Below are 20,486 nucleotides of genomic sequence, written 5' to 3'. Positions count from 1 at the left end.
CCTTCGCTCTTTCAGACTTTATGTCATAGGTAAATTATAATGTTGTGGTGTCTTTTTTTGTCCCTTACTTTTTTATCTATTTATTCATAAAACTACCGACCCCCAGAAGTTAGTTTTTGAGCTAATCTTTAGGGATCGGTACAAAAATGGTTTTAGATTCTTTAACTGTTTGTTTTACATTTTATAATTTAAATTAGACACTAGTCTCTCTTAATAAATCATTACTAGGCTTTCCTTTAGACGGATCAAGTTGTTGATTTTGCGCATCCTGCTGTACTTTACTTTGTGCTCCATTTATTATATTTAATAATCGTCCTTGGGCATTTTCTGGATTCATTCCCTTATTTTTATTCACTTCAGCGTAAAGGGGTTCTATTTTTTTCACAGGATCTGGTAAATACTCACGGCAATCTTTAATTCCTAAGTTCTTTAATGTAGGACACTCATTAATAGGGGTATTAATGTGATAAAATGGTTGTTCGATTAGCGTGTATTGATTAAGTAGCTTATCTATTTCTGGTAGTAGCTTTATGAACTCTTCATTCGCCCTTTTATATGATCCCTCTTTATCCAATCGTTTTATATAATTGACCTTATTAATAATCCAAGCTCTATCTTGAGCATAATCAACCTTTTTGGAGTCTAAATATTTCTTCGCTATTCTAGCCTTATATAGATCCATATTAAAAAATTCATTCAACTTCCCAACTGATAGCGGGTCAGCACTCCTTGTCACATCCTGAAATCTTTTGCTAACCTCCTGTGTAAAATCATCCACCAGATTAGGACTTTTATCTTTTAATTGCGTTGCTGCTGTCTCCTGCCATGCATGAATGATTTTTTGGGGATCAACGTTGTTTCGCTCAGCAAATTTGTGACAAAATTTCTCATAGTCCATCCCAAGCATGCGTTCGATCGTTTTTCTAGTCTCAAGTTGATGATGGATGTCACGTAAGTTGCTTAGATTAGTGATGAATTCTTTTTCATGCACATCCTTATTTAGTGAAGTTTTAGCATTTTTAAAAAGCTTATAAAATTTAGTAACTTGTTTATTGAAAACCAATTCAAGTTCCTTTAACTCTTTTTTGCTTTGTTTAACGTACTGCAAGTTTTTAGTATCAGGTGACGGATAATTAAACTTTAATCGATTCGAAGCATCCAATATCTTCTCAACATTTCCCCATTTATGAAGACCGGCCTTTTTCAACGTTTTACTTTTACTCAAATCGTAATAATCATAGGTCGATAAGTTATTAGGTATATTTTTGTTCAATGCTTCTACTATAAGCGGATAAATATCTTCAGCCGATTTTCTTCCAGACAATGTTTTATCGGTATTAAATTGATGTTTCATTTCCTGATATAATTTAGCTATTTTTTTCTTATTATCATCTTTAGTATTGTCAGTTGTTACTTGTGGTATATCAGTTTTCTTTTGGTTTATAAAATTACTGATTGCATCATCATATTTGTTTATCATGTCTGGATTGTCTCTACCTAACAATCTAGAATTATTTAAAATTTTTGTGAAATCAAAACCAACCTTTTGAATCAGTTCTTTTTTTATGGCGATTTTATAGCGAATATCTAGTAATCTCTCTACTTTTTCAGAAAATTCTTTTGTACCTACTTTATGTTCTTTAGATAACTGAATGATCTCTTTATATAGTTTTTGCTTTTCCTTTCTTAAAGAGTTCATGGATTGCCAAAGTTCAGGTTTTGGACCTTGATCCCGGTTATTATCTACGACTTCATAATCATTATTAATATCCGCAACTTCATCATAGATGCTAAAAGATATTGAAGACGTGGTAGAAGCATTACTTGGACGAGGATTTAGCTCCTCAAGATTCCCGTTCTCCCTATAACTGTCTACTTCACCATATTCAACTGATTCGCCATACACATGAGCAGCAACAGCACTTGGACGAGGATTTAGCTCCTCAGGATTCCCGTTCTCCCCATAAATGTCTACTTCATCATATTCAACTGGTTCGCCATACACATTATCATCAACAGCATTTGAACGAGGATTTAGCTCCTCAGGATTTTCGTTCTCCCCATAAATGCCTACTTCACCATATTCAACTGGTTCGTCATACACATTATCATCAACAGCAGGATTTCCGTTTTGTTCTTGACTCGTAAATTGGGAACTAGGTATTGTGTTGTCCTCTGAACTGTTTTTTAGACTCTCTTGTCGTTTCTTTTGGAATTCTTTAAATTTCATTTTAACCCCTTCTACTAAACTAACCGAAGAGTTTTGGCTATTAGCACCAACGCTTAAATCTTGCCTTCGAATTTGTTTTAAACCAAGTTGTTCCCTTACTTGATGTATCATGTGATATGTATTTAAAAAATTCTTTCTCTGAAATAATAGAGATTCTATTACTGCAGTGTTAGTCATTCCATCAGGGGCAATACCCTCGTCTTTTTTTAATAGGTTCAAATTGTTCTTAGCAGCTTCCCAACCTTCTTCAATTGAACTAATTAGCTGTTCTCTTTCATGCGGTCTAGCTTTCTTCAGTGATTCCACTCCATCACTAATACTTTTGTTATATGCTAGTATATCTTGTAAAATACCATCTGAATCTTGCTTTTTTTCGCTTACAGCACGTGTAAATAAACGTGAGCTTTTACTTGCTACTAGCCTTTCATCTGCCTTTAGTTTAGTTTTTATAGTATTCGGTATCATTTCAGTTAAGTTCATCACTGCTACTTCTAGTTTTTCTTTGGTTAATTGCTTATTGTCTTTCGATAACGTTTTCTTTGTTTCTTCACTTATTTTTTTATGAAATGTTTCGCTATCATAAAATCCTAGATTGTTAGCTATCGCTATAAGGTCTCCATGTATAGTCTCCAATGTTTCCTGATTATTTTCCATTAAAAAATCTCCCTCCGTTAAGTTAGTCCATATTGTATACTAAAATCCAATCATTCCTTTACCTATTTTTTCTTTTTTTTAAAATTTATGTTTCGCTTAGTAAAAATGTTCGACATTCGTACACATCGTCTAACTTAATATCTAGTCATTATTTTTCATATCTACTCTTCCAATATTTAGCTGAGTACTGATCTCGATTCGCATATTCATAAAACAAAATCATGAATTGAAGCATTCTATCCTACAAAAATGGCTCACCTTGAGTAGCTATGGTACGTTCTCAAATAATTAAACAACAGGTGTACTCACTAGCCGTATAAAATCCATCTGACTTCTTTATTTAAGGGTTGATTATCAGCTATTACCTAGATAAAGATTGTCCATTTGTCACAGTATTTTGGGAAATTCTATTTTTTTCTAACTCCGCACCTTGTTTTGCTCTATCACAAGCTTCGTTTATAGAACTCTTTGTTTCAAAAAACTTAGTTAATGCTTTGACATTTGTTTTTGGTACCAGTTGATTGGTTTTATTGTTATGCTTTTCTTGATCAACTTCTAGTTTCGAAGAATTGTTTGCCGTAAGATCTGTTCTTGTTGGCTCAGGTTGCTCTAGCTTCTCCTTACTCGGTAATGTCAAAGGGATGTTTTCTGTAAATTCTTTTTTTGCTGGCTCGGGTTGTTCTGGCTTCTCTCCGCTCAATAGTTTCGAAGAATTGTTTTCCGTAAGATCTATTCTTGTTGACTCGGGTTGTCCTGACTTCTCCTCACTCGGTAATATCAAAGAGGTGTTTTCTGTAAATTCTTTTTTTGCAGACTCTGCTGTTCTTTCTTGTGCTACTGGATTATTTAACTTTATTTGGTTTAATACATCAACGAATTTTCTTCTATGCTCTCCTTGATCAGAAGGTTTAGTTTTTGACGATTCCTTTGTTATTGGCACTGGTATTACTGTTGTCTGATGTATGGGCAGGTTCTTTAGGAATATGTTACCCATAGCGTTTTTAAAAATTTCTTTCTCAGTTGCTGTCATAGCCATAAACGATTTTGAACCGGTTGTTTCTCCCAATATGCTAGTTGAATTTTCCATCTTCGCACTCGATAGTATGGATGGATTATTGTTTGCCGAATTTTTTGCTGGGTCTGGTGTTACTATTTTTGGCTGTATGGTTAGCTTTTGTTGGAATATATTACCCATAGCATTTTTAAAATTTTTTTTCTCAGCTGCTGTCATAGCCATAAACGATTTTGAACCGGTTGTTTCTCCTAATATGCTAGTTGGATTTTCCATCTGCGCACTCGATAGTACTGATGGATTATTGTTTGCCGAATTTTTTGCTGGGTCTGGTGTTACTATTTTTGGCTGTATGTATGCGTTTTGTTGGAAAATATTACCCATAGCGTTTTTAAAATTTTCTTTCTCATCTAGTCTCGTCTCAATAAAGGGTTTTTCCTCATGTACTTCTCCCAGTATGCTGATTAAAGTATTCTGATCTAATTTTTCATTGCTCATATCATTTATTCTCCTTTCGCTCATTAGGTTCTATTATAAAGAAAAGAATCCTCTCTTTAGCAACAACTTTTTCTTTTTTATATACTTTATGTTATTTCGATTGTTATTTTAAATAATAGTTATTTTATATTTCTATAAAATTGATCATTTAGCTACTTATATACTAGTAATACCTTGTTACTGTTATTATTTTTGGAGAGTTAAAACTCATAAAAAAATAAAAAAACGTTCCGTTTAGAGAAATATTTTTTCTCTAAACGGAACGTGTGAATGAAAGGTCTTTATGGATTCATAAAAAGAGCTATTTTCTCTTAACCATTTAACCCTCTCATCCTTTTTTGAAGTTTATTACCTCCAATAGGATCTATTTGGAACTTTTCTTTATTGATCATACACCACTTCATACAGGTATAACCCTTCTGGATGAGCTGTGGGTCCTGCAGCATTTCGATCTTTTTTCGCAATGATTTCGGGTATACTATCCTCTGAGAGTCGCCCGTTCCCAATCTTCAGCAACGTACCGACAAGGATCCGAATCATCTTGTACAAGAAACCATTCCCACGAAAAGTAAATAACAACTCATCCCCGGCTTCATTGACTTCCATCTTTGCTTCATAGATCGTTCTTACTTTGTCCTCGATTGAACTTCCAGAAGCACAAAAAGAAGTGAAATCATGGGTACCTATTAAATCAGGCAATGCTCGTTGAATTTTCGATAAATCAAGTGGATAGGGGAAATAACTCGCATAATGCCGACGAAACGGGCTGCGTGGTTTTCCAATATCGACCCGAAACTGGTAAGTTTTTTCTTTTACTAAATAGCGCGCGTGAAAATCATCTGAGACGATCTCAACGGCTTTAACTGCGATATCTTCTGGCGATTGCGTATCTAATGCAAAACGCATACGTTCTAAAGGTCGTTCTTCAGGATAATCAAAATGGATCACTTGCCCCATCGCATGGACCCCTGCATCAGTACGGCCAGAACCAAAGACAGTGATCTCTTTTCCATTGGCCATTTTCTTTAGCGTTTTTTCCATTTCCTCTTGGACAGTACGACCATTTGGTTGCTTCTGAAAACCATTAAAATGGGTACCATCATAGGCAATAATTGCTTTATAACGTGTCATACTTTCACCTACTCATCAACTTCTTAAAAAGACTAATGCAATGGTCATCAAGACAAAAACAACAAGGACCATCGTATCTCGTTGATGCCAATGCAGTATGCGGTACTTTGTTCTTCCTTCGCCGCCTTGGTATCCTCTCGCTTCCATGGCAGTCGCTAAATCTTCTGCCCGGTTAAAACTGCTAACAAACAAAGGAATCAGCAAAGGAATAACTGCTTTCATTTTTTGGACTAGACTTCCTTCACCAAAATCAACCCCACGGGCTCGTTGTGCATTCATGATTTTCTCTGTTTCATCCATCAACGTTGGTACGAATCGTAGAGCAATCGAAAGCATCAACGAAATTTCATGCACCGGAAAGCGAACTGCTTTTAATGGGCGAAGTAAATACTCAATCGCATCAGATAATTCCAAAGGTGGAGTCGTTAATGTTAATAAGGTAGACATAAAAATGATTAGTACAAATCGGCAAAAAATAAACAGCCCATTCATTACACCGAACTCCGTAATATTGAAGATTCCCCAACTCCAGTAGGTAGCACCACCACTAGTAAATAATACTTGGAGTGCCACTGTAAATAAAATCAACCAGATCAAAGGACGGATGCCTCGGATGAAAAATTTGAAATCTACCTTTGAGAGAAAGACAGCAAGTAAAGTGAAAACAGCTAATAACGCATAAGTCTGCCAATTATTTGCTAAAAAAATAATTCCAATAAAGTAGAAACTTGCTAATAACTTTGCTCGAGGGTCTAATCGATGGATCAAAGAATCTCCAGGCATGTATCGACCAAAAATTAATTTATTCATCATCAGGTTGTCCCCCTACTAATGCTACGAGCTGATCTGCTAATTCATCTGCAGTGATTGGAAGTTCGGAAAAAAGCGCTGTTCGACTATTCAGCTTTTCCGCAAATTCTGTCGCAGTCGGAACACCTAATTGCTTTTCTTTGAGCCAAGATAGATTTTGAAAAACTGCATGAGGTTGACCGCTATTTACAATCCTACCTTTTTCTAAGACATAAACATAATCAGCGTAATTTGCCACATCATCCATTAAATGAGTGACCAATACGATCGTGATTTTTTGTTCTTTGTGCAGTCGCCAGAACATATCCATCATTTCTTTTCGACCTTGAGGATCAAGTCCAGCCGTTGGTTCGTCTAATACTAGTACTTCCGGCTTCATAGCAAGTACACCTGCAATCGCTACTCGACGCATTTGTCCTCCTGATAATTCAAAAGGAGAACGCTCTAAGTAAGTTTCATCTAAACCAACTTGTGCTAATGTTTCTTTAGCTAAATCTCGTGCATTTTCCTCACTGACACCAAAGTTCTTTGGTCCAAAAGCAATGTCTTTTGCTACCGTTTCTTCAAATAATTGGGCTTCAGGAAACTGAAAAACAATGCCTACTTTTTTACGAATGGGTTTTAAGTTTTTATTATTCGTATCGGGCTTGATTTGTCGATCGCCAATATGTACGATCCCGCTGGTAGGTTTAATCAACGCATTCAAATGTTGCAGTAAGGTTGATTTCCCACTTCCAGTATGCCCGACTAAGGCTGTGTAGCTATTTTCTTTAATCATTAAATCAATCTCAAATAATGCACGTTGTTCGAATGGTGTGTTTGGTTGATAGGTGAAATCTACTTTTTCAAAACGGATGTCCATAACCATTCCACCATCCTTTCTTCTGTCATATATTCACTAGGAACATCAATTCCTCGTTGCTTCAAGGCGCTTTTCAATTTTTCAGGAAAAGGAAGATCTAACCCTAAATTGATCAATTCTGGGCCAGCAGAAAAGATTTGTTCTGGTGTGCCTTCATTGACTAATTCTCCTTGTTTCATCACTAATATCCGATTGGCATTTGCTGCCTCATCGATATCATGAGTGATAGATATGACGGTCAAATTACTTTCATCTTTGATTTTTTTAATCGTGGAAATCACTTCTTCACGACCTTCTGGATCAAGCATACTAGTAGCTTCATCTAAGATAATAATATCTGGACGTAGAGCTACGACTCCAGCAATGGCTACTCGTTGTTTTTGTCCACCAGAAAGTCTTGCTGGTTCACGTTTGGCAAAATCGATCATACGTACCTTTTCTAGCGCATCTTGTACACGGATTACCATTTCTTCTCTAGGTATACCTTGGTTCTCAAGACCAAAAGCAACATCATCTTCAACAGTAGATCCAACAAATTGGTTGTCTGGATTTTGGAAAACCATTCCAACCATTCGACGGATCGACCAGATATTTTCTTCATTAAGTGTTTGATTGCCAACTTTCACAATACCAGACTCTGGTAGAAGCAACCCATTGATTGTTTTTGCAAGTGTTGATTTCCCTGATCCATTATGTCCGATGATTGCGATCCACTCACCTTGCTTGATGGTAAATGAAATGTCTTTTAATGCTGGACGAGGGTCATCAGGTTGATATTTGTAATTAATCTTTCCTAATTCAATTATTGGCTCCATAATTACTCCTTCTCCATCCTAAGTTCCTACTAACACTATCAAAAAACACCTGATTTTTCAATTGTTTCCGTTTTAATTAAAGTGTTTTTTTACACCTTCAATTAGATGTCTTGACAGGTAATTGAAGGTACAAAAAAACACTTTATGATGAGTGCATACTCCCCAAACCGATAGATTTGGGGAGTAGCGCTGAGCTAGACTCGGAAGAGTTAACTTCCAACATCATAACACTCTAAAAGAATCATCTATAAAGTGATGTTATTAGTGTGATTTTAGACAAGTTCTAAGACAACCATTGGTGCACCATCACCGCGTCTTGGTTCTGTCTTCAAGATACGAGTGTAGCCACCTTGACGTTCAGCATAACGAGGTGCAATATCATTAAATAGTTTTTGTAAAGCTGATTCAATGACGATGTCCTCATTCTCTTCACGTACGCTAGCAACTTCATTACGTACAAAAGCCGCAGCTTGACGACGTGCATGTAAGTCTCCACGTTTGCCTAAAGTGATCATTTTTTCTGTAGTTGAGCGAACTTCTTTCGCACGAGCTTCAGTAGTCACAATACGTTCGTTAATTAATAAGTCAGTTGTTAAATCACGCAACATCGCTTTACGTTGGCTAGATGTGCGTCCTAGTTTACGATAACTCACGTTGGTTTCCCTCCTTCGTAAAAGGTTTTAATCTTCCTTACGTAAACCTAAACCTAAGTCGTGTAATTTAGCTTTCACTTCTTCTAATGATTTACGTCCTAAGTTACGGACTTTGATCATTTCTGGCTCAGATTTATTTGTAAGTTCTTGTACAGTATTGATTCCTGCACGTTTCAAACAATTATAAGAGCGAACAGACAAGTCTAATTCTTCAATTGTCATTTCTAACATTTTTTCTTTTTGTGTTTCTTCTTTTTCGACCATGATTTCAGCATTTTTAGCTTCATCAGTTAGGTTTACAAAGATGTCTAAATGTTCTGTCATGATTTTTGCAGATAAACTCATTGCTTCCAACGGTTCGATTGAACCATCTGTCCAAATCTCCATCGTCAATTTATCAAAATCTTCACGGTGTCCAACACGAGTGTTTTCTACTTGGTAGTTCACACGACGAACTGGCGTGTAGATTGAATCGACTGGAAGTACACCAATTGGCATATCTTCTTTTTTGTTTTCATCTGCTTGAACATAACCACGTCCTGGCTTCACTGTTAAGCGAGCGTGGAACGTAGCTCCTTCAGAGACGCTACAGATGTACATATCTTTGTTAAGAATTTCTACCTCACTATCAACGATAATATCGCCAGCAGTTACTGTAGCAGGTCCGGTAATATCGATTTCAAGGGTTTTTTCTTCTTGACCATACATTTTAAGTGCTAAGCCTTTAATGTTCAAGATGATTTGAGTGACGTCTTCTCTTACCCCTTTAATGGTAGAGAATTCATGCAGTACACCATCGATTTGAATATTAGTGATGGCAGCACCTGGCAAAGAAGATAATAAAATACGACGTAGGGAATTCCCTAAAGTAGTCCCATATCCTCTTTCAAGAGGTTCAACGATGAACTTGCCATAATCTTTTTCTTCATCAATTTTTGCGATTCTTGGTTTTTCGAACTCAATCATTCTTATCTTTACCCCTTTCAAAACGAAAAGTGTCTTGTTCAATGACGTTACTAATAGAACTCAAAATGAGCGGCACTCATTAAACACGACGGCGTTTTGGAGGGCGGGCACCATTATGAGGAACTGGAGTCACGTCACGAATTGCAGTCACTTCTAAACCTGTAGCTTGTAATGAACGAATTGCTGCTTCACGTCCAGAACCAGGTCCTTTAACTGTTACTTCAACAGTTTTTAATCCGTGTTCCATTGCTGCTTTTGTAGCTGTTTCTGCTGCCATTTGAGCGGCAAAAGGAGTTGATTTTTTGCTTCCTTTGAAGCCTAATGAACCAGCTGATGACCACGCTAATGCATTCCCGTGAGTATCAGTGATCATGATGATAGTGTTGTTGAATGTAGAATGGATATGTGCAATACCTGCTTCTATATTCTTTTTCACACGGCGTTTACGATTCACTTTTTTTGCTGCCATGAAGTTCTAACCTCCTTCACTTAAGAATTATTTTTTCTTGCCAGCGATAGCGCGAGCTGGACCTTTACGAGTACGTGCATTGTTTTTCGTGTTTTGTCCACGAACAGGCAATCCACGACGATGACGGATTCCACGGTATGAACCGATTTCCATCAAACGTTTGATGTTTAAGTTCACTTCACGACGAAGGTCACCTTCAACTTTTAATTTATCTACTTCTGCACGGATAGCATCTGTTTGTTCATTCGTTAATTCACGAACACGAACATCTTCAGATACACCAGCATCAGCTAAGATTTTTTTAGCAGTAGTGTTACCAATACCATAGATATAAGTAAGAGAAACTACTACACGTTTATCACGAGGAATATCTACTCCTGCAATACGAGCCATATTTATTGCACCTCCAATTATCCTTGACGTTGTTTATGTTTTGGATTTGCTGGGCAAATCACCATAACGCGTCCTTTACGACGAATTACTTTACAATGTTCGCACATTGGTTTTACTGATGGTCTTACTTTCATGATAATACCTCCTGTAGTTTTACGGAGTACAATTATTTAAAGCGATAAGTAATACGGCCACGGTTTAAATCATATGGAGACAATTCAACCGTCACTTTGTCACCAGGTAAGATACGGATGTAATGCATACGGATTTTACCTGAAACAGTAGCAAGAACTTGGTGTCCGTTTTCTAGTTCAACTTTAAACATTGCATTCGGCAAAGTTTCGACGACTGTACCTTCGACTTCAATCATATCTTCTTTTGCCACGCACAGTACCTCCTTGTACTTGTTTCGCATTTTCACACGATAAAATGGCGGAAACTGCAGTTCCCACCTCAAAATTCTCAAAATGGATCATCTAGAGGATTTCTCTAGAAGTCGGACTGACATATTCTATCATAATTTATTGAACTTGACAAGAGTAACTGCTTAATGCAAGTCGGCTACGGGCAATCGTGCTATTTTTCAATAATTTTTTGGACATCAGTAAATACAGCATCGATTTCACGATCACCATCGATAGTGTTTAGCAAACCTTGTTCTTTGTAATAGGCCAAGATTGGTTCACTATTTTTGATGTTGATAGCCAGACGATTTTTAACCGTCTCAGGTTTATCATCTTCTCTTTGATAGAATTCATGCCCACCACAACGATCACATGTATCTTCAACTTTTGTAGGGTTAAAAATTTTATGATAAGTTGCTCCACAATTGCTGCAAATGAATCGGCCAGCTAAACGCTCAACCAATACATCTTCACCAACATGGATATCGATGACTGCATCAATTTTTTTGTCTAAGTCTTTTAACATTGCATCTAGCGCTTCTGCTTGCTCAAGTGTACGGGGAAAACCATCTAATAAGAAGCCTTTTTCCGTATCAGGTTCAGCTAAGCGCTCTTTCACGATTCCATTTGTTACTTCATCAGGAACTAATTCACCTTTATCAATATAAGACTTTGCTTCCAAGCCAAGAGCTGTTTCATTTTGCATTGCTGCACGGAACATGTCTCCTGTTGAGATGTGAGGAATATGATAAGCATCAATGATTTTTTCTGCTTGTGTTCCTTTACCTGCGCCTGGTAGCCCCATTAAAATGAGGTTCATTGTTTTCCCTCCTAATAAATGTGAGAACGTGTGTTGAGGAAAAACCTCAACACGCTTTCTTACTCGATAAATCCAACGTACTTACGTTTCAGCATTAAGCCTTCTAACTGTTTCGCAGTTTCTAAAGCTACACCGATGACGATCAGTAAGCTAGTACCACCTAACCCAATGGACTGAGGCAGATTCCAAATCATTTGAGCAATGATTGGTAATAAAGCCACTAAACCAAGGAAAATCGCACCGACTGTACTTAAACGCATCAATAAGCTTGAGACATACTCTTCAGTTCCTTTACCAGGACGTACGCTTGGTATATAGCTTCCTTGTTTTTGTAAGTTTTCCGCTAATTTCTCAGGGTTTACTTGAACAAAAGCATAGAAGAATGTGAATGCGACGATCAAGATCGTATAAATAGTTGCACCAGGTGCAGTATTATAGTTAAAGATCTGCATCATTATTTTATACCAGTTTTCAGCCCCAAATCTTCCACTCAATGCTTGTAAAACCGCATTAGGTGTCGCAATAAACGAACTTGCAAAGATAACCGGGATAACCCCAGCCGCATTGACTTTCAACGGTAGATAACTACTTGTTGGCGCCCCTGCTACACGTTTCGTATATTGAATTGGGATTTTGCGTTCAGCTTGTTGGAAAAATGTAACGCACGTTACGATCAATAAGATTGCAACGATTAAAATAGCAATGAAAATTGCAGATTTCCAGATATCTGATTGATTGATATTTACGAAATAGTCTTCATAAATTTCTTTTACACTTTCAGGAAGTCGAGAAATGATCCCTGCAAAGATGATCATTGATACTCCGTTACCGATTCCTTTTTCTGTGATTTGTTCTCCTAACCAAGTGACAAACATTGTACCCGCAGTCAAAATCAGACCGATAGTAACATAGGTTGAAACGTTAGGGTTATTCACAAAACCTAGTTGAGCATATTGGTTAAATCCAGCAGTGATCCCAACAGATTGGACAAATGCCAATACTAATGTCAGGTATCGAGTTGCTTGATTCAACTTCTTACGACCAACCTCCCCTTGTTTTGACCATTCAACAAAACGTGGCACGATATCCATTTGTAACAATTGGATAACGATCGAAGCTGTAATGTAAGGCGAAACCCCCATTGAGAAGATGGAGAAGTTTTGCATCGCACTACCACTCACCAAGTTCAACATGTTGAAAAAAGGCAAAGAAGAAAGGTTTTGCAATGAACTAGCATTTACTCCGGGCACAGTGATATGAGCACCTAAGCGAAATACAAATAGAACAAAAACAGTAAATAGGATTTTGGATCTAATGTCTTTTACTTTAAAAGCATCTTTTAACAGTTTGAACATTAGATCACCTCAATTGACCCACCAGCAGCAACGATTGCTTCTTCAGCTGCCTTAGAGAATTTTGCGGCTTTCACAGTCAATTTCTTAGTTAACTCACCGTTAGCTAATACTTTGATTCCAGATTTTTCGTTTTTCACGATTCCAGCTTCTACTAAAGCAACTGGAGTTACTTCAGCACCATCTTCAAAACGATTTAGGACATCAAGGTTGATGACTGCATAATCTTTGCGGTTCACGTTTGTGAAACCACGTTTTGGTAAACGACGGAATAATGGAGTTTGACCCCCTTCAAATCCTAGACGTACACCACCGCCTGAACGAGCTTTTTGACCTTTTTGACCACGTCCAGCAGTTTTTCCGTTACCAGAAGAAGTACCACGTCCAACACGGTTACGTACTTGTCGTGAACCTTCTGCAGGTTTTAATTCATGAAGTTTCATAGGTTTGGCACCTCCTTAATATTCTAGTTCATATTTCTTACTATATACTAGGTTTGTTTAATTAGATTTCTTCAACGTCCACCAAGTGAGAAACAGTGTTGATCATGCCTTTGATTGCTTCATTAGCAGGTTTAACCACTGAGCTGTTAATCTTTGTAAGACCTAACGCTTTTACTGTATCACGTTGGTTTTGAGGACGTCCGATAATACTGCGTTTTAAAGTAACTTTTAATTCAGCCATTATTTTTGTCCTCCTTATCCGATTAATTCTTCAACTGATTTGCCGCGAAGTTCTGCAACTTCTTCTGCACGTTTCAATTGTTTCAAACCTTCAACAGTTGCACGAACAACGTTGATTGGTGTATTTGAACCTAAAGATTTAGAAGTGATATCTGCTACCCCTGCTAATTCCAATACGGCACGAACTGGTCCACCAGCAGCAACCCCAGAACCTTCAACAGCAGGTTTCATTAGGATTCTACCACCACTAAAAGCACCGATGACTTCGTGTGGGATTGTTGAACCAACCATAGGTACTTCAACTAAGTTTTTCTTCGCATCTTCAATTGCTTTACGGATTGCTTCAGGTACTTCTTGTGCTTTACCAGTACCAAATCCTACATGTCCGTTTTTGTCACCGACAACAACTAAAGCAGCAAAACGTAGACGACGTCCACCTTTAACAACTTTTGTTACACGGTTAATTGCAACAACGCGGTCTTCTAATTCCAAATGTTTTGGATCGATATAAACCATGAATGGTATTCCTCCTTTTCCTAAAATTCTAGTCCATTTTCGCGAGCAGCTTCAGCTAAAGCTTGCACACGGCCATGGTAAAGGTATCCACCACGGTCAAAGACTACTACTTTAATGCCTTTTTCAGTTGCACGTTCAGCAACTAATTTACCGACAGCTTGTGCTGCTTCTGTTTTTGTTCCACCTGAAATTTCTTTATCCAAGGTAGAGGCACTTGCTAGCGTTACACCCGCTACGTCATCAATAATTTGAGCGTAGATGTTTTTGTTAGAACGAAAAACGTTCAAGCGTGGGCGCTCAGCAGTACCAGAGATATTGTTACGTACACGACGATGTCTTTTCTGACGTGTTTTGTTCTTATCTGGTTTTGTAATCACAATTGTCACCTCTTTAATTTTATTGTACTGCACTTAGGCAGAAACACCAAAGTCTCGAAAAATAGAAGCTGCGGCACAAGTTAAATTTCTTTTGAATGAAGGTAAACTTCTGCAAAATCCTTTTTTCCTGCTGCTGGCTTCTATGCAATTTTTCTAAACTATTTACCAGTTTTACCTTCTTTACGGCGTACATATTCGCCAACATAACGAATACCTTTACCTTTATAAGGTTCTGGAGGACGAGTTCCGCGAATGTTCGCAGCTAATTCGCCAACTTCTTCTTTGTTCGCACCTTTAACAATTACTTGTGTGTTAGCTGGTACTTCAACAGTTACGCCAGCTGGTGGTGTGATTTCTACTGGATGTGAGTAACCTACGTTCAAGACAAGTTTTGATCCTTGTAATTGCGCACGGTACCCAACCCCGATCAATTCTAATGCTTTTTGGAATCCTTCACTAACACCTACAACCATGTTGTTGAAGTTAGCACGAGTTGTTCCATGGATTGTTTTCATTTCTTTACTGTCATTTGGACGAGTGAAAGTCACTTCGTTTCCTTCGATATTCATTTTGATATCAGAAGAGAAAGTACGTGTTAATTCACCTTTAGGTCCTTTAACTGTAATGTTGTTTCCATCTTGAGTAACTGTTACTCCTTCAGGGATCACAACAACTTTATTTCCAATACGGCTCACTTAAAGACACCTCCTTGTAAATTCTAGTTGATTACCATACGTAAGCGATAACTTCGCCGCCGATATTTTTTTCACGAGCTTCTTTATCAGTAACAACACCTTCAGAAGTCGAAATGATTGCGATACCTAAACCGTTCAATACTTTTGGTACTTCGTCAGCTTTGACATAAGCACGCAAACCTGGTTTAGAGATACGTTTTAAGTTAGTGATAACACGTTCGCCGTTTTTACCAAATTTTAGGAAAACACGGATCACGCCTTGTTTGTCATCTTCGATATATTCAACATCACGAACGAAACCTTCACGTTTTAAGATTTCAGCGATGTCACGTTTAATTTTTGATGCAGGAACTTCTAAAGACTCATGTTTAACCATGTTTGCGTTACGGATACGAGTTAGAAAATCTGCAATTGGATCTGTCATGACCATTGATCTTTTACCTCCTTCTTATGCGAATTTACTTTTTTACCAGCTAGCTTTCTTCACGCCGGGAATTTGACCTTTATAGGCAAGTTCGCGGAAGCAAATACGGCAAAGATGGAACTTACGATAAACTGAATGTGGACGTCCGCAACGTTCGCAACGAGTGTAAGCTTGTGTTGAATGTTTTGCAGGGCGTTTGTTTTTAGCAATCATTGATTTTTTAGCCACGTAGTTCGCCTCCTTTAATTATTTTTGGAATGGCATGCCTAATTGTGTCAACAACTCACGAGATTCTTCATCTGAGTTAGCTGTCGTTACAATAACGATGTCCATACCACGTACTTTATCTACTAAATCGTAATCTACTTCTGGGAAGATCAATTGTTCTTTAATACCTAAAGTATAGTTTCCACGACCGTCAAAGGCTTTTTTACTTACACCATGGAAGTCACGTACACGTGGTAGAGAAACTGAAACCAATTTGTCTAGAAATTCGTACATTCTTTCTCCGCGCAAGGTAACTTTTGCCCCAATTGGCATTCCTTCACGTAAACGGAATCCAGCGATTGATTTTTTAGCTTTAGTAATCATTGGTTTTTGTCCAGTGATCAAAGTTAATTCTTCAACTGCTTTATCTAAGTTTTTAGCGTTTGATACCGCATCACCAACACCCATGTTGATGACGATTTTTTCAACTTTAGGTGTTTGCATAACAGAGCTATAGTTAAATTTTTCCATCAATGATGGAGTTACTTCTTTAAGATATTTTTCTTTTAGGCGGTTCATTCAGTAAGCCCCTCCTTCCTTAAACTTATTTATTATCTAAAACTTCACCGGTTTTTTTAGAAACGCGGACTTTTTTGCCATCTACTTCTTTGTAGCCAACTCGGCCAGCTACGCCAGTAGAGTCGATCACCATCACGTTAGAAACATGAATTGGTGCTTCCATCTCAACAATTCCACCTTGAGGAGCAGCTTGAGAAGGTTTTTGGTGTTTTTTAACAACATTCACACCTTCGACAATGACTTTATCTTTTTTCGGAAACGCTGCTAATACAACGCCTTCTTTATTTTTGTCTTTTCCAGTGATAACTTTAACTTTATCGCCTTTTTTAACAAACATAACTGTTTCGCACCTCCTTTGATAAGTGTCTCAAGATTATAAAACTTCTGGTGCTAGTGAAACGATCTTCATGAAGTTGTTTTCACGTAGTTCACGTGCAACCGGCCCAAAGATACGCGTTCCACGAGGGCTTTTATCATCACGAATAATCACTGCAGCATTTTCATCAAATTTAATATATGAACCGTCTGTACGACGAGCTCCTGATTTTGTTCGAACGATAACGGCTTTTACGACGTCACCTTTTTTGACAACCCCACCTGGCGTTGCTTGTTTAACCGTAGCAACGATCACATCACCGATGTTAGCAGTTTTACGACCAGAACCACCAAGGACTTTGATCGTCAAAATTTCACGTGCGCCTGAATTATCAGCGACTTTTAAACGACTTTCTGCTTGGATCACGTTGTGTATCCTCCTTTCAGATTTTGCATTCAATCTATATAGGAAAATCTCGTGTTATTAGATAATAACTGCTTCTTCGACTACTTCCAACAAACGGAAACGTTTTGTAGCTGATAATGGACGAGTTTCCATAATTTTCACGATGTCGCCAACTTTAGCTGTGTTGTTTTCATCATGCACTTTGTATTTCTTAGAATAGTTCATGCGTTTGCCATAGATAGGGTGGTTTTTCTTTGTTTCAACAGAAACTGTAATGGTTTTATCCATTTTGTCAGATACCACGCGACCTTGATAAACTTTGCGTTGATTTCTTTCTTCAGTCATACGCTTAATGGCCTCCTTCCATAATTACTTAGCTTGTTCACGCAATACAGTTTTGATGCGTGCAATCGATTTACGTACTTCTTTAATACGTGCAGTGTTTTCTAATTGACCTGTTGCTAATTGGAATCTAAGATTAAACAATTCTTCTTTTAATTGTTTTTCTTGATCAAGCATTTCGGCAGTGGTTAATTCTCTGATTTCTTTAACCTTCATTCGATTCACCACCCATTTCCTCACGTTTTACGATCTTAGTTTTCATTGGTAATTTGTGAGAAGCTAGACGTAACGCTTCACGAGCCACTTCTTCAGACACGCCTGCAATTTCAAACATGATTTTACCACGTTTTACTGGTGCAACCCATCCTTCAGGTGCCCCTTTACCAGAACCCATACGTACCCCAATTGCTTTGGCAGTATAAGATTTGTGAGGGAAAATTTTAATCCATACTTTCCCACCACGTTTCATGTAACGAGTCATTGCGATACGAGCAGCTTCGATTTGGCGGTTAGTGATCCAATGTGAATCAACAGCTTGCAAACCGTATTCACCGAATGCTACTTCTTTACCACCTTTGGCTTCCCCGCGCATTTTTCCGCGGAATTCACGACGGTGTTTTACACGTTTAGGTACTAACATGATTATTTCCCTCCTTTCTCAGTGTTTTTTTTAGTTGGAAGAATTTCTCCACGATAGATCCACACTTTAACTCCTAGTTTTCCGTATGTTGTATCTGCTTCTTCCCATGCGTAATCAATATCCGCACGTAATGTGTGAAGAGGAACAGTTCCTTCTGAGTATCCTTCTGAACGAGCGATGTCCGCACCGTTTAGACGTCCAGATACTTGAGTTTTGATCCCTTTAGCGCCAGCACGCATTGAACGTTGGATGGCTTGTTTTTGAGCGCGACGGAAAGCAACACGATTTTCTAATTGACGTGCGATTCCTTCACCTACTAATTTTGCATCTAAATCTGGTTTTTTGATTTCCACGATGTTGATATGGATTCTTTTACCAGTTAATTTATTTAATTCTTTTCTTAGGTTTTCGACTTCAGATCCGCCTTTACCAATAACCATACCTGGTTTTGCTGTGTGAATTGAAATGTTAACACGGCCTGTAGCACGTTCGATTTCAATTGTTGATACAGCAGCATCAGCAAGTTTAGTTGAAATAAATTTACGGATTCTTAAATCTTCGTGTAAGAACTCTGCATACTCTTTTTCAGCATACCATTTAGCATCCCAGTCGCGGATGATGCCTACACGCATTCCAATTGGATGTACTTTTTGACCCACTGATTATCCCTCCTTATTTTTCTGATACGACTACCGTGATATGACTTGTACGTTTGTTGATTGGAGAAGCTGATCCTTTTGCACGTGGACGGAAACGTTTCATTGTTGGTCCTTCGTTAACAAATGCTTCAGATACTACCAAGTTTTCAACATCTAAGTCAAAATTGTTTTCTGCATTCGCAACTGCTGACATCAATACTTTTTCAATGATTCCAGCAGATTTGTTTGGTGTGAATTTCAAGATTGAAATTGCATCCGCAACACTTTTACCTCTGATAAGGTCAATTACTAAACGGGCTTTTCGAGGTGAAGTGCGAACTGTTTTTGCAGTTGCTTTAGCTGATGTGATTTGTTCTGCCATTTGGTTTTATCCTCCCCTCAATTAGCGTTTCGTTTTCTTATCGTCTGCAGCATGGCCACGATAAGTTCTTGTTGGTGCGAATTCACCTAGTTTGTGTCCTACCATATCTTCTTGGATGTAAACTGGTACGTGTTTACGTCCATCGTATACTGCGATGGTATATCCAACAAAACTTGGGAAAATGGTCGAACGACGAGACCAAGTTTTGATAACTTTTTTCTTTTCAACCCCTGCTTGAGCTTCAACTTTGTTCATTAAATGCTCATCAACGAAAGGTCCTTTCTTTAAACTACGACCCATGGTGAACCTCCTCTCAAAATGTGCGACACATGGTCAAAGAAATTATTTATTTTTACGACGACGAACAATAAGTTTGTCTGATTTAGCTTTTTTATCACGAGTTTTGTAACCAAGTGCTGGTTGTCCCCAAGGAGAAACTGGTGCTTTACGTCCGATAGGAGCTTTACCTTCACCACCACCGTGTGGGTGATCGTTAGGGTTCATTACGCTACCACGTACAGTTGGGCGTTTACGCATCCAACGAGAGCGTCCAGCTTTACCGATGTTGATCAATTCGTGTTGTTCGTTACCTACTGAACCGATTGTTGCACGGCAAGCAGCTAAGATCATACGAACTTCACCAGAGTTTAAGCGGATCAATACGTATTTGCCTTCTTTACCAAGTACTTGAGCACTTGTACCAGCAGAACGGATTAATTGTCCACCTTTACCAGGTTTCATTTCAATATTGTGGATAACAGTACCAACTGGAATGTTTTCTAAAGGAAGAGCATTTCCGACTTTGATATCTGCATCTGGACCTGAAACAAGTTTCATTCCAACTTGTAGTCCTTTTGGTGCTAAGATGTAAGCTTTCACTCCATCTTCATAGTGTACTAACGCGATGTTAGCTGAACGGTTTGGATCGTATTCGATCGTTTGAACAGTTGCAACAACGTTATCTTTGTTACGTTTGAAGTCGATCACGCGATATTGGCGTTTGTGTCCGCCGCCTTGGTGACGTACAGTGATGCGGCCGTTATTGTTACGTCCAGCATGGTTTTTCAATGGTTGTAACAATGATTTTTCAGGTGTTGATGTTGTGATTTCAGCAAAATCAGAACCTGTCATGTTACGACGACCATTTGAGGTAGGTTTGTACTTTTTAATCGCCACGTTTTTCCCTCCTAATTTAATGAGTTATCTAGTAAGT

Annotated in this window: 31 protein-coding genes; all 31 read right to left on the bottom strand. The window is 38.1% G+C overall.

Features of this window, described 5'->3' with window-relative positions:
• Positions 1-193 precede the first annotated feature (193 nt).
• Positions 194-2,884: a hypothetical protein gene (locus IGJ11_RS00485; protein ID WP_207431790.1), complete on the bottom strand. Its 2,691-nt coding sequence runs from the start codon at positions 2,882-2,884 to the stop codon at positions 194-196.
• A gap of 361 nt (positions 2,885-3,245) precedes the next feature.
• Positions 3,246-4,394, bottom strand: coding sequence for a hypothetical protein (locus tag IGJ11_RS00480; RefSeq protein WP_242697137.1), 1,149 nt, complete (start codon positions 4,392-4,394; stop codon positions 3,246-3,248).
• A gap of 381 nt (positions 4,395-4,775) precedes the next feature.
• The gene (gene truA / locus IGJ11_RS00475; protein WP_063626400.1) at positions 4,776-5,525 is read right to left on the bottom strand and encodes a tRNA pseudouridine(38-40) synthase TruA; all 750 of its coding nucleotides are present in this window, start codon (positions 5,523-5,525) and stop codon (positions 4,776-4,778) included.
• Positions 5,526-5,540: 15 nt separating this feature from the next.
• On the bottom strand, positions 5,541-6,338 hold the full coding sequence (locus IGJ11_RS00470; protein WP_010720435.1) for an energy-coupling factor transporter transmembrane component T family protein: 798 nt from the start codon (positions 6,336-6,338) through the stop codon (positions 5,541-5,543).
• Positions 6,328-7,197, bottom strand: coding sequence for an energy-coupling factor ABC transporter ATP-binding protein (locus IGJ11_RS00465; protein ID WP_207431788.1), 870 nt, complete (start codon positions 7,195-7,197; stop codon positions 6,328-6,330). Before IGJ11_RS00465 ends, IGJ11_RS00470 begins: the two co-directional genes overlap by 11 nt.
• On the bottom strand, positions 7,173-8,012 hold the full coding sequence (locus tag IGJ11_RS00460; protein WP_034697737.1) for an energy-coupling factor ABC transporter ATP-binding protein: 840 nt from the start codon (positions 8,010-8,012) through the stop codon (positions 7,173-7,175). The genes IGJ11_RS00465 and IGJ11_RS00460 overlap by 25 nt, the downstream gene beginning before the upstream one ends.
• Before the next feature lie 272 nt (positions 8,013-8,284).
• Positions 8,285-8,665, bottom strand: coding sequence for a 50S ribosomal protein L17 (gene rplQ / locus IGJ11_RS00455; RefSeq protein WP_005880733.1), 381 nt, complete (start codon positions 8,663-8,665; stop codon positions 8,285-8,287).
• Between the two features lie 27 nt (positions 8,666-8,692).
• Positions 8,693-9,631, bottom strand: coding sequence for a DNA-directed RNA polymerase subunit alpha (locus IGJ11_RS00450; protein ID WP_005880735.1), 939 nt, complete (start codon positions 9,629-9,631; stop codon positions 8,693-8,695).
• Positions 9,632-9,710: 79 nt separating this feature from the next.
• Positions 9,711-10,100: a 30S ribosomal protein S11 gene (gene rpsK / locus IGJ11_RS00445; RefSeq protein ID WP_002288714.1), complete on the bottom strand. Its 390-nt coding sequence runs from the start codon at positions 10,098-10,100 to the stop codon at positions 9,711-9,713.
• Positions 10,101-10,127: 27 nt separating this feature from the next.
• On the bottom strand, positions 10,128-10,493 hold the full coding sequence (rpsM, locus tag IGJ11_RS00440; RefSeq protein ID WP_002288713.1) for a 30S ribosomal protein S13: 366 nt from the start codon (positions 10,491-10,493) through the stop codon (positions 10,128-10,130).
• 17 nt (positions 10,494-10,510) lie between these two features.
• Positions 10,511-10,627, bottom strand: coding sequence for a 50S ribosomal protein L36 (gene rpmJ / locus IGJ11_RS00435; protein WP_002288710.1), 117 nt, complete (start codon positions 10,625-10,627; stop codon positions 10,511-10,513).
• A gap of 32 nt (positions 10,628-10,659) precedes the next feature.
• Positions 10,660-10,878 carry a translation initiation factor IF-1 gene (gene infA, locus IGJ11_RS00430; RefSeq protein WP_002288695.1) on the bottom strand — a complete coding sequence of 73 codons (219 nt, stop codon included), beginning with the start codon at positions 10,876-10,878 and terminating at the stop codon, positions 10,660-10,662.
• Positions 10,879-11,069: 191 nt separating this feature from the next.
• Positions 11,070-11,717: an adenylate kinase gene (locus tag IGJ11_RS00425; protein ID WP_010720438.1), complete on the bottom strand. Its 648-nt coding sequence runs from the start codon at positions 11,715-11,717 to the stop codon at positions 11,070-11,072.
• Positions 11,718-11,776: 59 nt separating this feature from the next.
• Positions 11,777-13,072 carry a preprotein translocase subunit SecY gene (gene secY, locus IGJ11_RS00420; RefSeq protein WP_010720439.1) on the bottom strand — a complete coding sequence of 432 codons (1,296 nt, stop codon included), beginning with the start codon at positions 13,070-13,072 and terminating at the stop codon, positions 11,777-11,779.
• Complete coding sequence (gene rplO, locus IGJ11_RS00415) at positions 13,072-13,512, bottom strand: 50S ribosomal protein L15 (RefSeq protein WP_010720440.1); 441 nt, start codon at positions 13,510-13,512, stop codon at positions 13,072-13,074. Before rplO ends, secY begins: the two co-directional genes overlap by 1 nt.
• Before the next feature lie 61 nt (positions 13,513-13,573).
• Positions 13,574-13,753, bottom strand: a complete 180-nt coding sequence (gene rpmD, locus IGJ11_RS00410) for a 50S ribosomal protein L30 (protein ID WP_010720441.1) — start codon at positions 13,751-13,753, stop codon at positions 13,574-13,576.
• A 14-nt stretch (positions 13,754-13,767) separates the two neighbouring features.
• Entirely contained in the window at positions 13,768-14,268 is a 501-nt protein-coding gene (rpsE, locus tag IGJ11_RS00405; protein WP_002288681.1) for a 30S ribosomal protein S5, read from the bottom strand.
• Between the two features lie 20 nt (positions 14,269-14,288).
• Complete coding sequence (gene rplR / locus IGJ11_RS00400; protein ID WP_005880747.1) at positions 14,289-14,645, bottom strand: 50S ribosomal protein L18; 357 nt, start codon at positions 14,643-14,645, stop codon at positions 14,289-14,291.
• 158 nt (positions 14,646-14,803) lie between these two features.
• The gene (gene rplF, locus IGJ11_RS00395) at positions 14,804-15,340 is read right to left on the bottom strand and encodes a 50S ribosomal protein L6 (RefSeq protein WP_010720442.1); all 537 of its coding nucleotides are present in this window, start codon (positions 15,338-15,340) and stop codon (positions 14,804-14,806) included.
• Positions 15,341-15,371: 31 nt separating this feature from the next.
• Positions 15,372-15,770, bottom strand: a complete 399-nt coding sequence (gene rpsH / locus IGJ11_RS00390; RefSeq protein WP_002288675.1) for a 30S ribosomal protein S8 — start codon at positions 15,768-15,770, stop codon at positions 15,372-15,374.
• A 36-nt stretch (positions 15,771-15,806) separates the two neighbouring features.
• A complete protein-coding gene (locus IGJ11_RS00385; RefSeq protein WP_002356214.1) occupies positions 15,807-15,992 on the bottom strand; it encodes a type Z 30S ribosomal protein S14 in 186 nt (61 codons plus the stop codon).
• Positions 15,993-16,010: 18 nt separating this feature from the next.
• Positions 16,011-16,550, bottom strand: coding sequence for a 50S ribosomal protein L5 (gene rplE / locus IGJ11_RS00380; protein WP_002288671.1), 540 nt, complete (start codon positions 16,548-16,550; stop codon positions 16,011-16,013).
• A gap of 25 nt (positions 16,551-16,575) precedes the next feature.
• A complete protein-coding gene (gene rplX, locus IGJ11_RS00375) occupies positions 16,576-16,887 on the bottom strand; it encodes a 50S ribosomal protein L24 (protein WP_010720443.1) in 312 nt (103 codons plus the stop codon).
• Positions 16,888-16,923: 36 nt separating this feature from the next.
• Entirely contained in the window at positions 16,924-17,292 is a 369-nt protein-coding gene (rplN, locus tag IGJ11_RS00370; protein WP_002288669.1) for a 50S ribosomal protein L14, read from the bottom strand.
• A gap of 57 nt (positions 17,293-17,349) precedes the next feature.
• The gene (rpsQ, locus tag IGJ11_RS00365) at positions 17,350-17,616 is read right to left on the bottom strand and encodes a 30S ribosomal protein S17 (RefSeq protein WP_010720444.1); all 267 of its coding nucleotides are present in this window, start codon (positions 17,614-17,616) and stop codon (positions 17,350-17,352) included.
• Positions 17,617-17,640: 24 nt separating this feature from the next.
• Positions 17,641-17,829 (bottom strand): 50S ribosomal protein L29, encoded by a 189-nt coding sequence (gene rpmC / locus IGJ11_RS00360; protein WP_002288664.1) that lies wholly within the window; start codon positions 17,827-17,829, stop codon positions 17,641-17,643.
• On the bottom strand, positions 17,819-18,253 hold the full coding sequence (gene rplP / locus IGJ11_RS00355) for a 50S ribosomal protein L16 (RefSeq protein ID WP_010720445.1): 435 nt from the start codon (positions 18,251-18,253) through the stop codon (positions 17,819-17,821). Before rplP ends, rpmC begins: the two co-directional genes overlap by 11 nt.
• 2 nt (positions 18,254-18,255) lie before the next feature.
• On the bottom strand, positions 18,256-18,912 hold the full coding sequence (gene rpsC, locus IGJ11_RS00350) for a 30S ribosomal protein S3 (RefSeq protein ID WP_010720446.1): 657 nt from the start codon (positions 18,910-18,912) through the stop codon (positions 18,256-18,258).
• Positions 18,913-18,925: 13 nt separating this feature from the next.
• Positions 18,926-19,273 (bottom strand): 50S ribosomal protein L22, encoded by a 348-nt coding sequence (rplV, locus tag IGJ11_RS00345; RefSeq protein ID WP_002288657.1) that lies wholly within the window; start codon positions 19,271-19,273, stop codon positions 18,926-18,928.
• Between the two features lie 21 nt (positions 19,274-19,294).
• The gene (gene rpsS, locus IGJ11_RS00340) at positions 19,295-19,573 is read right to left on the bottom strand and encodes a 30S ribosomal protein S19 (RefSeq protein ID WP_010720447.1); all 279 of its coding nucleotides are present in this window, start codon (positions 19,571-19,573) and stop codon (positions 19,295-19,297) included.
• A 42-nt stretch (positions 19,574-19,615) separates the two neighbouring features.
• Positions 19,616-20,449, bottom strand: a complete 834-nt coding sequence (gene rplB, locus IGJ11_RS00335) for a 50S ribosomal protein L2 (protein WP_010720448.1) — start codon at positions 20,447-20,449, stop codon at positions 19,616-19,618.
• Positions 20,450-20,486 lie beyond the last annotated feature (37 nt).

Source organism: Enterococcus sp. DIV0691, assembly GCF_051711145.1.
In the GTDB taxonomy this organism is placed as follows: Bacteria; Bacillota; Bacilli; order Lactobacillales; family Enterococcaceae; genus Enterococcus_B; species Enterococcus_B hirae.
The sequence above is the reverse complement of the archived record's forward strand: the minus strand, read 5'-3'. Positions and strand labels throughout refer to the sequence as shown.